This is a genomic window from Cohnella luojiensis, assembly GCF_004564235.1.
GTDB classification, from domain to species: domain Bacteria; phylum Bacillota; class Bacilli; order Paenibacillales; family Paenibacillaceae; genus Cohnella; species Cohnella luojiensis.
Map to the genome: position 1 here is coordinate 26,495 of NZ_SOMN01000018.1, position 14,654 is coordinate 41,148.

General features: G+C 52.9%; 12 protein-coding genes. 1 reads left to right on the forward strand and 11 read right to left on the reverse strand.

The annotated features are described in order from the left end of the window. Positions 1 to 13: 13 nt before the first annotated feature. The 7 genes from E2980_RS13290 to iolD form a co-directional block, all read right to left on the reverse strand. Positions 14 to 1,024, reverse strand: a complete 1,011-nt coding sequence (locus E2980_RS13290) for a LacI family DNA-binding transcriptional regulator (protein ID WP_135152668.1) — start codon at positions 1,022 to 1,024, stop codon at positions 14 to 16. Further along, on the reverse strand, positions 1,021 to 1,827 hold the full coding sequence (gene iolB, locus E2980_RS13295; protein WP_135152669.1) for a 5-deoxy-glucuronate isomerase: 807 nt from the start codon (positions 1,825 to 1,827) through the stop codon (positions 1,021 to 1,023). Before iolB ends, E2980_RS13290 begins: the two co-directional genes overlap by 4 nt. Before the next feature lie 5 nt (positions 1,828 to 1,832). After that, positions 1,833 to 2,864, reverse strand: a complete 1,032-nt coding sequence (gene iolG, locus E2980_RS13300) for an inositol 2-dehydrogenase (protein WP_135152670.1) — start codon at positions 2,862 to 2,864, stop codon at positions 1,833 to 1,835. A gap of 62 nt (positions 2,865 to 2,926) precedes the next feature. After that, positions 2,927 to 4,372, reverse strand: coding sequence for a CoA-acylating methylmalonate-semialdehyde dehydrogenase (locus tag E2980_RS13305; protein WP_135152671.1), 1,446 nt, complete (start codon positions 4,370 to 4,372; stop codon positions 2,927 to 2,929). A gap of 44 nt (positions 4,373 to 4,416) precedes the next feature. Then, entirely contained in the window at positions 4,417 to 5,427 is a 1,011-nt protein-coding gene (gene iolC / locus E2980_RS13310; RefSeq protein ID WP_135152672.1) for a 5-dehydro-2-deoxygluconokinase, read from the reverse strand. Further along, complete coding sequence (gene iolE / locus E2980_RS13315; RefSeq protein ID WP_135152673.1) at positions 5,424 to 6,341, reverse strand: myo-inosose-2 dehydratase; 918 nt, start codon at positions 6,339 to 6,341, stop codon at positions 5,424 to 5,426. Before iolE ends, iolC begins: the two co-directional genes overlap by 4 nt. A gap of 12 nt (positions 6,342 to 6,353) precedes the next feature. After that, complete coding sequence (gene iolD / locus E2980_RS13320; protein ID WP_135152674.1) at positions 6,354 to 8,219, reverse strand: 3D-(3,5/4)-trihydroxycyclohexane-1,2-dione acylhydrolase (decyclizing); 1,866 nt, start codon at positions 8,217 to 8,219, stop codon at positions 6,354 to 6,356. A gap of 153 nt (positions 8,220 to 8,372) precedes the next feature. Here iolD and E2980_RS13325 point away from each other — a divergent pair, with 153 nt between their 5' ends. Then, positions 8,373 to 9,044 (forward strand): hypothetical protein, encoded by a 672-nt coding sequence (locus E2980_RS13325; protein ID WP_240703022.1) that lies wholly within the window; start codon positions 8,373 to 8,375, stop codon positions 9,042 to 9,044. 175 nt (positions 9,045 to 9,219) lie between these two features. Here the strand turns inward: E2980_RS13325 and E2980_RS13330 are convergent, their stop codons facing one another. The 4 genes from E2980_RS13330 to E2980_RS13345 all read right to left on the reverse strand — a co-directional run bounded on the left by E2980_RS13330 (position 9,220) and on the right by E2980_RS13345 (position 14,587). After that, a complete protein-coding gene (locus tag E2980_RS13330) occupies positions 9,220 to 10,932 on the reverse strand; it encodes a right-handed parallel beta-helix repeat-containing protein (protein ID WP_135152675.1) in 1,713 nt (570 codons plus the stop codon). A gap of 88 nt (positions 10,933 to 11,020) precedes the next feature. Beyond that, a complete protein-coding gene (locus E2980_RS13335; RefSeq protein WP_135152676.1) occupies positions 11,021 to 12,691 on the reverse strand; it encodes an extracellular solute-binding protein in 1,671 nt (556 codons plus the stop codon). Between the two features lie 52 nt (positions 12,692 to 12,743). Then, a complete protein-coding gene (locus E2980_RS13340) occupies positions 12,744 to 13,667 on the reverse strand; it encodes a carbohydrate ABC transporter permease (protein ID WP_135152677.1) in 924 nt (307 codons plus the stop codon). After that, positions 13,667 to 14,587: an ABC transporter permease gene (locus E2980_RS13345; protein WP_135152678.1), complete on the reverse strand. Its 921-nt coding sequence runs from the start codon at positions 14,585 to 14,587 to the stop codon at positions 13,667 to 13,669. The genes E2980_RS13340 and E2980_RS13345 overlap by 1 nt, the downstream gene beginning before the upstream one ends. Positions 14,588 to 14,654 lie beyond the last annotated feature (67 nt).

A 14,654-nucleotide genomic window follows, 5' to 3' on the forward strand; every position in this document is an offset into this window, starting at 1 on the left:
CTCATCTATGCGTTCATAATTTAGGCTTTGAAGTGGACTCCCGAACGATCAATTCAGGCTGCATTACGATTCGTTGCTTGATGGTATCTTCCTGCTCCGAATGACTAATCAATAAATCGAATGCCAGCTTCACCATCTGCTCCATCGGTTGTGCGATCGTCGTAAGCATGGGATTGGTAACGGTGGAAAGGATCGTATTATCGAACCCGATGACCGAGAGCTCCTCCGGAACGCGTACCCCCGCTTCCTTCGCCGCTTGAAGCGCTCCGATTGCCAGCATGTCGTTGACGCAAAACAGCGCGGTCGGGCTATTGCCGCGACGAATAAGTTCGGCGGCCGCCCTTTTGCCGTCTTTGATCGTGGATTCGCAAGAGAGAATATCATCCGCCTCAATGGCCAGGCCCGCTTCGAATAACGCGAACTTAAAGCCTTTTACCCTCTCGACACTGCTGCTGACCTTGAAGTTTTCCGACAAAACCGCCATCCGGCTGTGGCCGAGCTTAAGCAGGTGTTGAGCCGCAAGTGAACCGCCCTTGAAATCATCCGTCAGCACGCTGTGAACCGACATGGCGGAAACTTCCCTGGCGATCATGATGATCGGAACGGACTTCTCTGCCAGCTGCAGTAAAATTTCCGTATTTTCGACGCCCGTACCGATAATGATGCCGTCTACGCTCTTCTGCTCCAACAAACGGATATACTTCTCGACGCGTTCGTCTTTGTTATCCGTACTGCAAACAATTACGCTATAACCCGCATGATGGGCCAGATCCTCTACGGACCGCGCGATTTCAGAGAAAAAGGGGTTGGAGACGTCAGGGATAAGCAGCCCCAACGTAAACGTCTTCTTGCCCATTAAGGCGGAAGCGATCACGCTCGGCTGATACTGCAGACGCTCCATGACCTTGAATATCTCTTCGCGTTTCTTCTTGCTTATATTCCCCTTGCCGTTAATCGCGTTGGAGACGGAGGCGATCGAAACTCCCGCTTCCTTGGCGACATCGTATATCGTCGTAGTTTTCATTTTCCCGTTATCCATTCATGCTCCGGATCGTTATGAAACTTCCACTTGCGGGTCGGCCCCGCCATTACGTTCAAATAATAAACGTCGTATCCCGGCGGCGCGGAAACGGGATGATACCCTTTCGGTACGAGCACCGCCTGCCCGTCCTTCACGGCGAACGCCTCATCTAGAGACCTGTCGTCGGTGTACACTCGCTGAATTGCGAACCCTTGGTCGGGCTGCACGCGAAAATAGTACGTTTCCTCCAGCAACGACTCGTGCGGAAGCGCGTCGCGATCATGCTTGTGGGGAGGGTAGCTGGACCAATGGCCTTCCGGAGTGAACACTTCCACGACAAGCAAGCTGTCCGCGGGCTCTTGCTCCGGTAATATATTATGAATAAACCTTTGCGTATTCCCATTGCCGCGAACCTCGACGCCAACCGCACCTGGCGCGATCAGACGCGAGACGTGGTTTCCGCGCCCCGGCGCCTTGCAGACCGCCAGCTCCAGCACCGTCGTCGCTTCCACCTCGAAGCGGTTTTCGTTCGGCACGTAAACCGAATAAGGCGGCGTCTGCTCAAAGACGCTCATCCGGCTCCCGATATTCGTCCACGAGTTATCCGCGGTCGTTACATGGGCTTTGCCGCTTAATAGAACCAAGCAAACCTCTTGGTCGCCGGTCGCCTGTCTCAGCTTCTGGCCGACTTCCAACCGGTATATCTCAAATCCGACATAGCTCCAGCCCGCGGTTTCGGGCGTGATAGACAGCAGCAGCCCGTTTTGCAACGGCTTGTCTTGAGGACTTACAGTCAATTGAGGCATCCGCTTCAAACCCCTTTCCTTAATTCCTCGATCTCCGTAAGCTTAACCGGACGCCGAAGCTGATGGGACAGCTTCGCCGCCAATGCGATTCTTTCCGCTTGCCTGCCATCTTGCCCATCAACCGGGACGGGTTTGCCATTCGACAAACAATCGATGAACAATTCGGTTTCTTCGATATAGGCTTGGTTATAACGCTCTAAGAAGAAATGCAGCGGCTTGTCGCTCCATACTCCGTTCTCCGTGCTAAGAACCGCCGTACTCGGAAAGTCGTTGGCAGCCGACACGGCTCCCTTGGAACCGAATACCTCGGCGCGTTGATCGTATCCGTATACCGCCTTGCGGCTGCAATCGATAACGCCGATGGCTCCGTTCTCGAAGCGAAGCGAAACGATAGCCGTATCCACGTCGCCATGCTCGGCAAATACCGGATCCACCAATACGCTGCCTTGCGCGTAAACCTCTTCGACCTCGCTGCCTGACAGAAAACGCGCCATGTCGAAATCATGGATCATCATATCGATGAAAATACCGCCCGACACCTTGATATACTCCTCGGGTGGCGGCGAGGGATCGCGCGACGTGATCTTGACGACTTGAGGCTCGCCTATCGCACCCGCCCGAACATGCTCGCGAACCCGTTTGAAATTATGGTCGAACCTTCGGTTAAACCCGACTTGCAGCTGTACGCCCGCTTTGCGTACTTCTTCAAGCGCTTCCTCCGTTAGCCGGACGTCCATGCTGATCGGTTTCTCGCAAAAGATATGTTTGCCCTGTTGCGCGGCACGTTTAATAAGCGGCACGTGCGTATCCGTGGAAGAACATATAATGACCGCGTCTATGTCCGGATCCGACAAAATCGCTTCGCTGTCCCGGGTGACCGTAGCAATCCCCCTGGCTTCAGCCCACTCTTGCAACTCATCGCCGGCATAGAGATCGCTGATCGCGACAATCTCGACCTTGGATGCTCTTAGCATATTGTCGGCATGGATTTTTCCGATCCGTCCCGCGCCGATGATTCCGATTTTAATTTTGCTCATAGTCCCTCGCTTCCGCTCTATCCGAGCTGCCGATTATGCGTTTTTTCGCCGAGCGGCTGTTTTTACCAGCGTGCGGTCACCATTTTTTTGCGGGTGTAGAACTCCACGCCGTCCGTTCCGTTCGCATGCAGATCGCCGTAGAAAGACTTCTTCCATCCCGAGAACGGGAAAAAGGCCATCGGTGCCGGAACGCCTAGATTAATGCCCAACATGCCTGCGTCGATCGTCTCCCGGAATTGGCGAACGCTGCTGCCGTTACTCGTGAACAAGCAAGCCCCGTTCGCGAATTCCGAGCGGTTCGCCAGCTCTATCGCTTCTTCAAGCGTATCGACTCTCATCACCGAGAGGACTGGCGCGAAGATTTCGTCCTTCCAGATTTTCATCTCGCTGCTCACTCGGTCGAAAATGGTAGGACCTACGAAATAGCCGTCCGAAGCGACCGCCGGATCCTTGCGTCCGTCCCTAACCATTACTCCGCCTTCCGTTTCGCCGGACTCGATATAACCAAGGGTCCGTTCCTTATGCGATGCCCGGATAACCGGACCGAGGAAAATTCCTTGCTCCAAGCCGTTGCCGATCGTGATCTTGTCGGCGGCATCGGACAATCTGCTCACCAGCTCGTCGCCGACCTCGCCCACGGCGATGACGACGGCGCAAGCCATGCAGCGCTCGCCCGCCGATCCGAAAGCCGCGTTCACGATTTCTTTGACCGCGAGCTCGAGATCCGCGTCTGGAAGGACGATGGAATGGTTTTTAGCGCCCGCGAGCGCCTGAACCCTCTTGCCGTTCGCGGTTGCGGTTTTATATACGTACTCGGCGACAGGCTGCGAGCCTACGAAAGACACTGCCTGAACTTTAGGATGCGTCAGGATTCCGTTCACCACGTCGCGGGCGCCATGCACGAGATTAAGCACGCCGGCGGGCAATCCCGCTTCATGGAACAGCTCTGCAAGCCGATTCGCTAGAAGAGGCGTGCGCTCCGACGGCTTCAAGACGAACGTGTTCCCGCAAGCGATGGCCAGAGGAAACATCCAGCAAGGCACCATCATCGGAAAGTTAAAAGGCGTAATTCCCCCTACGACTCCGATAGGGTAGCGATACATGCCCGATTCGATGTTCGTGGCAATGTCGGGAAGCTGCTTGCCCATCATAAGCGATGGCGCGCCTGCGGCGAATTCGACGCATTCGATGCCCCGCAGCACTTCGCCGTGCGCCTCGCCGAAGCTTTTTCCGTTCTCGAGCGTAACGAGCCGCGCAAGCTCATCCCAATGCTCTACGAGAAGCTGCTGGTATTTGAACAGGATTCGCGCCCGGCGCGGAACCGGCGTCCGGCTCCAGCTCTCGAATGCTTCCCTTGCGGTTGCAACCGCAAGATCGACGTCCGCTTGCGTAGATAGCGGAACCGACGCCAATATTTCCTCCGTCGCGGGATTGTAGACATTCTCGAATTGTTCGGCAGCCGCGTCGACCCATTGTCCGCCGATCCAGTTTTTCAGTATCGTTGTCATCTTGTTCCCTCTTTTCCGATTTTTATTAGACCATTCGCCGTCCATTATCCTGCCGTAATTTCTCCGCGATCGCAGCGTTTAATATAGTCTTCCACTTGTTCCGCGGTAGGCATCGCGTCGGAGCAGCTATGGCTCGAGATGACGATGCAGGCAGCCGCGCTGCCGAATTCCATGCTTCTCTCGATCGTCCATCCGGACGAAACGCCGTACAGGAAACCCGCCGCATAGGAATCTCCCGCGCCGAAAGTCTTGACGACCTTAGCCGGATAAGACTTGGCCCTGTGCTCCAACCCGTCCTTCGTGTATGCAATCGAGCCTTCTTTGCCGTGTTTGATAATGACGATGCTAGCGGAATGATTAAGCCACTTATCGGCCGTATACCGGTCGATTCGCCGCGGATTGCGCTCGAACCTTTCCATGCTGTCGAACTCTTCGCGCGTGCCCACGATAATGTCGCTCTTCTCCGCGGCCAGATTGTAGTAGATTGCCGTTTCCTCCGGAGACCCCCAAGTATACGGACGGTAATCGACGTCGAACACGACGACCGTTCCATGCTTGCGGGCATAATCGAGCGCCAAAAATACCGCTTCGCGGGAAGGGCTGGCGGCAAGCGCCGTACCCGAAATCAGCAGCATTTTGCTCCCCGCGATCAACTCTTCGCTTACCTCGTTGGGGCTTAGCTTCAGATCCGCGACGTTATCCCGGTACATGAGGATACTGCAATCTGTAGGACTCTTGATTTCCGTAAAAGCGAGTCCAGTCACCGCTCCCGTCTTATCCGTGACGACGTTTCCCGTATCGATTCCGTTATCGCGCAGATAGCCGCTAATGAACCGTCCCATTTGATCGTCCGCGATCTTCCCTATGAATGCCGTCTTGAGGCCTAATCTGCTCATGCCGATCGCGATGTTTGCCGGAGACCCGCCGACATACTTCGTAAAGGTCATCGTTTGCTCCATCGGCCGGTTGATTTCGTTCGCGTTCAAATCGATGCACAATCTCCCGATCGCCGTGAAATCGAAGCTTCTGTCCGCAGGGAAAGAAACATAGGTCACCCTCTGTCACCCGCCTTTTCTAGGAGCAAGGACTCTAAGTACCGTATTGCCCGGCTCGCATACTCGCGCGCGGGATGCTCTGCCGGATCCTGTTCTCCTTCGAGCAAAGCCCATCCTCTGTAATCCCTTTCGATGAGCTCTCCGATGATCGGACGAAAATCTATGCAGCCGTCCCCGGGCACGGTAAACACCCCGTTACGAATGCAGGTGACGAAATCGGAATGGTCGGCTCTCGCCCGTTCAAGCTTCTCGCGCCGAACGTCCTTAAGATGAATGTATGCGATGCGGTCGTAATGCTTTCGCAACACGTCTAGAGGATTCGCCCCGCCATAATGCGCATGGCCGGAATCGAAAAGCAGGAATACGTATTCAGGGTCCGTCAATTCCATCAGCTTATCGATTTCTTCGGGCCGTTCGACGACGGTGCCCCCGTGGTGGTGGTACGTCAGCTTCAACCCGTATTCCCGCGCAATTCGTCCCGCGGCGTTCAACCCTTCGGCCAAGCTGCTCCAACCCGCTTCGTCCAGCCTTAACACTTCACTTTCATGAGGCGTTCGCCTTGGGTCGAAGTGCAAAGAACCGCCAACCTCGCAGGTACTGATGACCGTGCTGCCCATTTCCTTCAGAAACTTTACATGCTCTAAATAGGCGGCAAGCTCGCTCTCCCGATAGGCGGGATCGGAAAACAAAACGGATTTCCACTGGGAAACGAGCTGAATATCGCGCTTGGACAGCTCCTCCTTGAGCGCTTCGATGTCCGTAGGAAACTTGCGCCCCATCTCCGTACCCGTTAACCCTAATGCTTGTATATCGTCCAAAATCCGCTCATAGGTCGTATCGTCCCCGTGCTCTTTGACGTCCTCGCCGACCCAATTTATCGGATGCGCGCCCAATTGGAAAGGAAATTTCAGCATCTGGATATCCTCCTAATAAGCTTTCGCCTTGTTAAGTTGTTTTTGCATCTCCGCATGCGCTTGGGTAACCTTGTCGCTTGAGGATACTGCGGGAACGCCAACGTTCCACCAGGATTCGTAGCCGTCCGTATTCGTCCCAGGGACAACCGCGATTTCGATTAAGGTTGTTCGGATTTCTTCCTTTGCCTTCACCAGCGCTTGACGAAGGTCCTCCGCAGTACTTACCTTATACGCGGCTGCTCCCAGGCTGCGGGCATGCGCCGCGAAGTCGATCGGCATGGGCTCGCCGGTATAACGTCCCGTATCCGGCTCGCGATAGCGGAACTCGTTGCCGAACCCGTCGCTGCCGTTTCCTCTTTGCAAATTATGAATGCATTGATAGCCGTGATTATCGAAGAGCAATACCGTGAATTTCTTTCTTTCCTGCAAGCTCGTGACCAATTCGGAGTGAAGCATTAAATAGCTGCCGTCTCCGACGAGAGCGTAAACCTCGCGTTCCGGCTCGGCCAATGCCGCGCCGAATGCCCCGCTTACCTCATAGCCCATGCAGGAAAACCCGTACTCTAGATGATAACCTTTCGGTTCGGCGACCCTCCACAGGCGCTGAAGATCGCCAGGCAGACTTCCTGCGGCGCAGACGACGACCGATCGCTCATCGATTGTTTCGTTAATGACGCCCAGAGCCCGGGTTTGGGCTAGCCCGCCATCCCACTCGAGCGCGTACAGCCGATCCACTTCGCTGTCCCATTCCGCTTTTAACCCCGCTACCTCGCCGTCTGTAAAGGCAACGTTGTAAGACTCCTTCGACAAGGCATCTATCAGCGCCCGAAGCGCTTCCTTCGCATCCGAGGTTAATGCCGTACCCTCTAGCTTCGAGGAGTCCATTCTATTCACGTTAATATTCAAGAATTGCGCTTCCGGGTGTACGAACGCCGACTTGGAAGCCGTCGTGAAATCGGAATATCGCGTACCGACGCCGATAATCAAGTCCGCTTCCTTAGCCAGCTTGTTGGCCGCAAGCCCTCCGGTCACTCCGATCCCTCCGACGTTCAGAGGATGCTTCCAGGATAATGCGCCCTTGCCCGCTTGCGTCTCGGCAACCGGGATCCCGAACCGTTCCACGAATTCCTTCAGCTCCTCCGTGGCATCGGCATAGTGAACGCCGCCGCCCGCGATGAGCAAAGGCCTTTTCTTGGACTTGATCAACTCCACCGCTCGGCGGACGTGATCCGAAGCGGGGGAACGACGTTCGATATCATGAACGCGCTTCGCGAAAAAAGCTTCCGGATAATCGTAAGCTTCCGCTTGAACGTCTTGCGGAAGAGCCAGAGTAACCGTTCCCGTCTCGGCCGGATCCGTTAATACCCTCATCGCGTTCAGAGCCGCGCTCATTAATTGCTCGGGCCGAACGATCCTGTCCCAATATTTGCTGACCGGCTTGAAGCAATCGGTAGCCGAGACCGTGTAATCGCCGCTTACTTCGAGTTGCTGCAATACCGGATCCGGCTGCCTGGACGCAAAGTTGTCTCCCGGAAGCAGCAGCAGCGGAATCCGGTTAACGGTTGCCGTCCCGGCCGCCGTAACCATATTCAAAGCACCCGGCCCAATGGATGACGTGCAGGCATAAATCTGTTTGCGATTCGTCTGCTTGGAATAAGCGGTGGCGGCATGCGCCATTCCTTGCTCGTTCTTCCCTTGAACGTAAACCAAGCTCCCCGGGCTTCGTTCCAGCGCTTCTCCTATGCCCGTCACGTTGCCGTGGCCGAATATCCCCATGACTCCCGCGATGAATTTCGTTTCGGTACCGTCGATCGAGATGTACTGATTATCCAAAAATCTTACTAACGCCTGTGCCATCGTTAACCGGATTGTACTCATCATATCCTCCTCAACGCTAGGGTTAAGCGCTTATTCATTTTAATTGTATTCAATCGACTACTGTTTATATATAATAATTAGTAAAGCGCTTAATTAAGCATACAATGAAGCTCTTATCAAATCAATCCTAAAATTCAAGGAGGATTATCCTTCATGACAATGTCCGATTCAAACCCGCTTTGGGAAACCGTGCTACGCGTTGCTCCGTTGCTGTACATGGATCGTCTTGAGCCATTTAAACCTATTCGCGTCGGAATTACCGTATTCGAGTCTTCCGCTCCTTCCCCCTCGTTCAACAGAAACATTCAAGTCGAACGCGATAAGATTCGAATGGTTATCGAATACGCAATCTATTGGGATTACGACATCCAGCATATTTACGATTTGGAGCATGTCTGGGTTTACGTCGATCACGAAGGAGAGATCGCGTCCTGCGAAGTCAGCTTTCACGGGCGATACCTCCTCGGCCTCCTGCGCGACCGCAGCAATATCTCGGCAGACGGGCGCGTCCGGCTGTTCGTCCAACCCGGCAAGCATGCCATGTCACCGTTGGAAGAGGTGTTCCGACTGCTTCCCAACGTCGAGTCCTGCTGCCAGGCGGAAATAGGCATTGAAGGAGTTCTGGAGCCTTCCATGTTCAAGGGGCAATTCAAGTCGGGAGCCGATATCGACAGGCTTGCGGAAGAGCATATGCGCTCCTTCAGCTTCCAGCCCTCCTTCGACTACGTGCCCCACAAATGGGCTCCGGACGCTTTCGTCTCCTGGGATGAGCTTCGAGCCGAAATTCCCGTTCGCATGAGAGCTCTACTTGGAGCTTTAGCTTAAAAGAGGCTTTCTCAAAAGTAGATCAACTTTTGAGAAAGCCTCTTTTACTCCATAAAACCCACTCACTGCACGCAAATATATCGACTAAAGCTACCTACAACCCTCCACCGACTCCCAGCACACAATTAATTCGACCTACGCAAATATGGACGAATTCTTTATGGTAGTACAAGCATCATTCCACAGGAATAAACCGATTGGCCTCAATGTCAACCTCGCTGCAGGCGGTCAGTCGGATCGCCTCTCGCACGTTCGCAAACCCGTCCGCACCGGGGGACGTGAAAACCTCATTGCCTCTGAAAGTCAGGGAACGGGTACTCTTTGCGTCCAGCACAAGTGCTCCCGACGTCGTGAATGAATTGTTTTCGATTCGGATATTTCGATGAACCGGATGTTCCGAATCGATCTCCTCGTTCTCCGGCACGATCGCGATAACGGGCAGTTCGCGGCTGCCGCAATCGATGAATCGGTTCCCATGAACCGTTAAGTCTTCCACCCGGCCGGACTCGTACCAAGAAGCCGCATCGTTGGCAGCCAATATCGCGCTCATTTGCATCCGTTCAAACACATTCCGTGCGATGACGGCTCGTCGCCGAGTCGTGACCAGTACTCCTCGCGTCGGAATTCTGGCAAAGTAATTGTCCGTGATCTCGACCTCGGGCGTCCATGTCACGTTTTCGATGACATCGTCTTCCTCTATCACGTCCGGATTTCTCTCTTCCAGCGTCAACAGCATTTCCCTCGGCCCTATCAACATCGCTTCCGTCACTCTATTACGGGAATAAGGGGTAAGCGATCGTGCCCTTATCATTTCGATTTCATCGCCCGGGAAGAAGGCTTCGAATCCGTAGGTTTGCGGATGCATGAATCGGATGACAAGCTGATTGGGAGTCGGGGAGCCGACGATCTTCAAATGCGTGCCATGGACATTGATAACATCGTCATGCGCTCCGACGAACCGGCCGCCCGTAATCGAAACTTTGCCCCTGCAGCCCGACAAATGAACAAAATCAGCGAATGCGGCTACCGTTCGGCCCGTTTCCGGACGCGGGGAAAGATCTAGCCGGTTGAATGCCAAATCCTCGCTGAACTGGCCGACAATTCCGAGACCGTGCATGAAATGAATCCCGACTTGATCCATGCGCACGTCGCGGCTTCTGTTCACGAACGCACCCACTTGATCGCGGATGCCGTCGCGCGCCTGAAGGACATAACCTTCGGCAACGTCCGGCAAATCATCGAAAAACAATCTCAGCCGTCCGAACGGCAGTTCCTCGACCTTAATCGCCCTTTCAATCAGATTATCGATCCGCCACGTCGTATTGCGAACCGGGTCGCACGCTTGCATTGGTCCTCCATGGAATCTCCAGCCTTCGCCAGTCCAGTGCAACTTGCCATCTTCCAACTGATAGCGGGAGTCCGGATGAACCTTCACGTCCAGCCATCCGCTCCCTAGCAGCTCCACTGTCATCTCTACCACAGTCGGCTCCGCATAGTCTGTATGCAGATCGCGGACAGCGATTCGCTCGCACTCGTCAATCACGAAAAGCGTGTGTTTACCGTGAAATACGAACAGAGCCCCTCCTCCGTCAAGCGTGAAATCGCTCATGCCTTTTAAATAAATACCGATTGTTTTCGTCGGATCCGCGTTTTCCGTCTCGCTTGTCGTATTGGTAATGTAATAGGGCGCCTTTGCTGCGGATTGAGAATAAAAATCATAACGCCCCTTATCGCATACCAGATGTACTGGACCTGCAATCCGTGATGCCGCTTCAATCGCCCGCCGCATCGCTCCAGCAGCGTCAGTTCCCGTATCAGGCTCGGCTCCGTAATCCGAAAGCCGAAGCACGACAGGCTCCATTCCCTTCGTCTCTGACGTTGCATTCATAGTATCCGTTCCCCTTCTCCCGAAGAAAGCAAGGAAATGCTCCGCCGTTATCCGGCGGAGCTTCCATCGCTGCCCATTTGATAATGAATTATTTGTTGAACTTGGCCATTTCCGCGGTGACTTCGTCAATAGCTTCTTGCAGGCCTTTGCTCTTGTATCCTTCCAGCACGCTTTGCCACATTTTAACCGGGTCTTCCTTACTTAGAATAACACGAGTAAAGTCGTCATCGTAAGTTATTGCGGACAGTTTGTCTTTGGCTGGCGTACTCATCGTAAAGATTTCGAAAGCGGTTGGAATCGGTTTCGTGTTTTCTTTCGTCCAATTCAGTTCATCTTGAACGAATTGTACCGATTGATCTCCGAATGCCGCTCTATTTGCTTCATTGTCTTCGATCGTGGCCGCATTTCTCCAAGCCGCAAGCTGAGAAATGATATCCATCGAAGGATATCCCTTCTTCAGATCGATAAATTGCTCTCCGTCTTTCGGACGGGTAATCGTAATTTTGCCGTCGGCGGCTTTCGTGTAATCCTTTCCTTCGATACCGTAGTCGAACAGTTCTTTGCCTGCAGGAGAGAGCAGCCAGTCGTAGATGCGAAGAATTCGGTCGAGCTTCCGGTCGTCCGCTTCGGCGTTGATCATGCTTTCGGACCACCATGGCGTGTTGACGTTGCTATATTTAATTCCGTTTGCATCTGCCCAAGGGTGAAGAATTTTCACGTGGTCGAAGAAGTTCAGATCCGGGTTGTTTTTCTCCCATTCCGCTTTGATGCCGTTAGCGCCATAAATGCTGGTCGTAGTGAAAGAGAATGCGCCCGCTTTGTTCTGATAGAACTTCTGGTTAGCCTCGCCGGCTTTCGCTACGGCAAAGTCAGGGTCAAGCGCTTTCTCCGTATACAGGGAACGCACTTGACGGAGAACTTCGTCCATTTTGGAGGAAGCGTAGAAAGGAATCCATTTGCCGTCTTCCTTTAACCAGCCTTTGTTACCGAACTCGGGGAACGTCGGGGTGAAAACATTCTTGAAGTATCCGAAAGTATTCATCACGATGCCGGTTGTATCGTCCTTGTTGTTGCCGTCCGGATCCTGCTCGACAAACGCTTTCAACATCGCTTTGAATTCATCGAAGTTTTGCGGATCCTTAATGCCGAGCTTTTCCATCCAGTCTTTGCGAACGAATACCGCCCCATCGACAGCCCATACGGACGTCACTTGTTCAACCGGGAAAGTGCCGCGCGGAATGGCGTACAGCTTTCCATCGCGTTTGATTCCGTCAATGCCGTCGATTGATAGCGCCGTCTTTAGATTCGGATAAGCGCTTAGATCGTCCGGCAGCGCATGGATCAATTGTTGGTCGACCCATTCATTGTAGATCGCCGGGGTGTCGCTTGTGATGCTGTGAGTAATAATATCAGGCAGTTGTCCGGCCGCGGCCCATACCTGGGACTTCTCTTTGTAGTTGTCCCAACCGATATCTACCGGCTTCAGCGTAACATTAAAATCTTTTTCGATTTTTTGAAGTACTTCGTCGTGCGGCTCGAAGCCTACGCCGATACCCCACCACGAAACGGAGATATCCATATGCTCCGTAAAAGGATTTTCGTCCGTCGTGGCCGAAGCCGAAGCAGAAGATGAAGATGAAGATGAAGGCGCGGACGAGGATTGGCCCTCGTTCGATTTGTTGCCGCTGCAGCCCGCGAGGACCGACAGAAAGAGAACGACTATTACACTGTTTAATGCGACGAGCTTCGCTCTTTTCATTTTTTCATTTCCCCCTAATTAATTGTTTATAATAAAAGCATTAATGCTCTTACTATCCTTTGATCGAGCCAATCAAAACGCCCTTCGCGAAATATTTTTGCATGAAGGGATACAGACAGATGATCGGCAGCGTACTGACAACGAGTACCGCCATCTTGATCATTTTCGGGTGCAAGCCCGTGTTCTGCACGACTACGCTGGTTGTAATGCTTGACAGCACCTGCTGATAGTTCGTCAGCAGCTCGCGCAGCAGCGCTTGCAGCGGCAACAGATTGATATCCGTCATGAACAGCACCCCGAACCACCATTCGTTCCACCGATCCACCGCGTAGAACAAGGCGATGGTTGCCACCATCGGCATGGAGATGGGCAGTACGATTTTATATAACACCTGAATATCGTTCGCGCCGTCGATTTTAGCCGATTCCTCCAAACCGACTGGCAGCGTGCGGAAGAAAGCGATACAAATGATGAGATAGAAAGTGTTAACCGCAACCGGCAATATCATAACGAATAGATTGTTGATCAAATGGAAGTCTTTCATCATCAGATAGAACGGAATAAGTCCGCCGTTGAAGAACATCGTGAATAGGATGCCCGACATAATGATTTTCCTGCCGGGAAACCCGGTCTTGGACAATACATACGAGCCTGTTAGCGTCACGGTCAAGTTCACCAATGTGCCTACGACCGTGACGAACAAGGTTACGAGAAAGGCTTTCAGGAACCGGGGCTCGTGAAAGATATAGCTATATGCCGATAAATCGAAGGTCGTCGGAATCAAATATACGACCTGCTTGGATATCGCCACCGTATCGCTGAAAGACATCAGAATGACATTGTAGAAAGGAAATAGCGTACAAATCGTAAGAAAGATCAAAATCGCATGGATGATGATGTCCGCAACGCCTAGCCTTTTCCGCTTTTGGAAGGGAGACGATTGAAGGGCGGGTTGTTGGTTCACCGGCGTCTCCATTATACTAACCCCTCCTCGCCAAGTCGTTTAACCATGAAGTTCGCGGCGTACAGCAAAGCGAAGTTGAGAACGGCCTTGAACAGACCGATTGCCGTTGAAACCCCGAAGCTCGTTCCGTCTTTGAATGCCGAGCGGTATACGTAAGTGTCGATAATGTCTCCCGTGTTATATACGCCGGGATTGTACAGGTTGAAAACTTGCTCGAAGCCGCCATTCATAGAATTTCCCACCGCAAGGATAAGTAGGATAGCAGCCGTTCCGCGGATCGACGGCCAAGTGATGGCCTTAAGTTGCTGATATCGGTTTGCGCCGTCCACGCGAGCCGCTTCATACAGCTCGGGATTGATGCCGGCGATTGCTGCCAAGTAGATGATCGCGCTCCAGCCAACCTCTTTCCAAATATTCGACAGAAAGATAATAGGCCGGAACAGTCCCGGATCCGTCAGAAATGTCTGTTTGTCATACCCAAGGAAAGAGATCATTTGATTCAGGATACCTTCGCTGCTTAGAAAATTAAACATGATTCCGCTTACGATAACCCACGATATAAAATGCGGAAACGTGTACACCGTTTGATAGAATCTCTTCAGCTTCTGCTTGGCCACTTCGTTGATCAGAAGCGCCAATAGAATGGCTGCCGGAAATTCAAGAACGATCCGTCCGACGCTAATGATAAGCGTATTTCGGAATGCTCTCCAGAAATCGTGCTGTTTGACCAGTTCTTCGAAGTTGTGCCAGCCGTTCCATGGACTTCCCAGAATCCCTTCCCTGATGTGGTACTCCTTAAAAGCCAGAAGAATCCCGTACATGGGGAAGTACTGAAACAGCACATAAAAGAGCACGGTCGGAAGGAGCAAAATGTACAAATATCTACTTTTATAGAGTTCCTTCGCTAATGGTTTGTTTGCGATTTTGTTCATCCCGAGCCTCCTTGTAAACGTTGCCATCTGTGTATAATTATTATCCCTGCGAGCGCTTTCAGGGTCT

Coding starts and splice junctions, on each gene's coding strand:
- E2980_RS13340 (WP_135152677.1), bottom strand. CDS start 13,667: ATGGAGACGCCGGTGAACCAACAACCCGCCCTTCAATCGTCTCCCTTC.
- E2980_RS13325 (WP_240703022.1), top strand. CDS start 8,373: ATGACAATGTCCGATTCAAACCCGCTTTGGGAAACCGTGCTACGCGTT.
- E2980_RS13290 (WP_135152668.1), bottom strand. CDS start 1,024: ATGAAAACTACGACGATATACGATGTCGCCAAGGAAGCGGGAGTTTCG.
- iolE (WP_135152673.1), bottom strand. CDS start 6,341: ATGCTGAAATTTCCTTTCCAATTGGGCGCGCATCCGATAAATTGGGTC.
- E2980_RS13330 (WP_135152675.1), bottom strand. CDS start 10,932: ATGAATGCAACGTCAGAGACGAAGGGAATGGAGCCTGTCGTGCTTCGG.
- iolG (WP_135152670.1), bottom strand. CDS start 2,864: ATGAGCAAAATTAAAATCGGAATCATCGGCGCGGGACGGATCGGAAAA.
- iolB (WP_135152669.1), bottom strand. CDS start 1,827: ATGCCTCAATTGACTGTAAGTCCTCAAGACAAGCCGTTGCAAAACGGG.
- E2980_RS13345 (WP_135152678.1), bottom strand. CDS start 14,587: ATGAACAAAATCGCAAACAAACCATTAGCGAAGGAACTCTATAAAAGT.
- E2980_RS13305 (WP_135152671.1), bottom strand. CDS start 4,372: ATGACAACGATACTGAAAAACTGGATCGGCGGACAATGGGTCGACGCG.
- iolD (WP_135152674.1), bottom strand. CDS start 8,219: ATGAGTACAATCCGGTTAACGATGGCACAGGCGTTAGTAAGATTTTTG.
- E2980_RS13335 (WP_135152676.1), bottom strand. CDS start 12,691: ATGAAAAGAGCGAAGCTCGTCGCATTAAACAGTGTAATAGTCGTTCTC.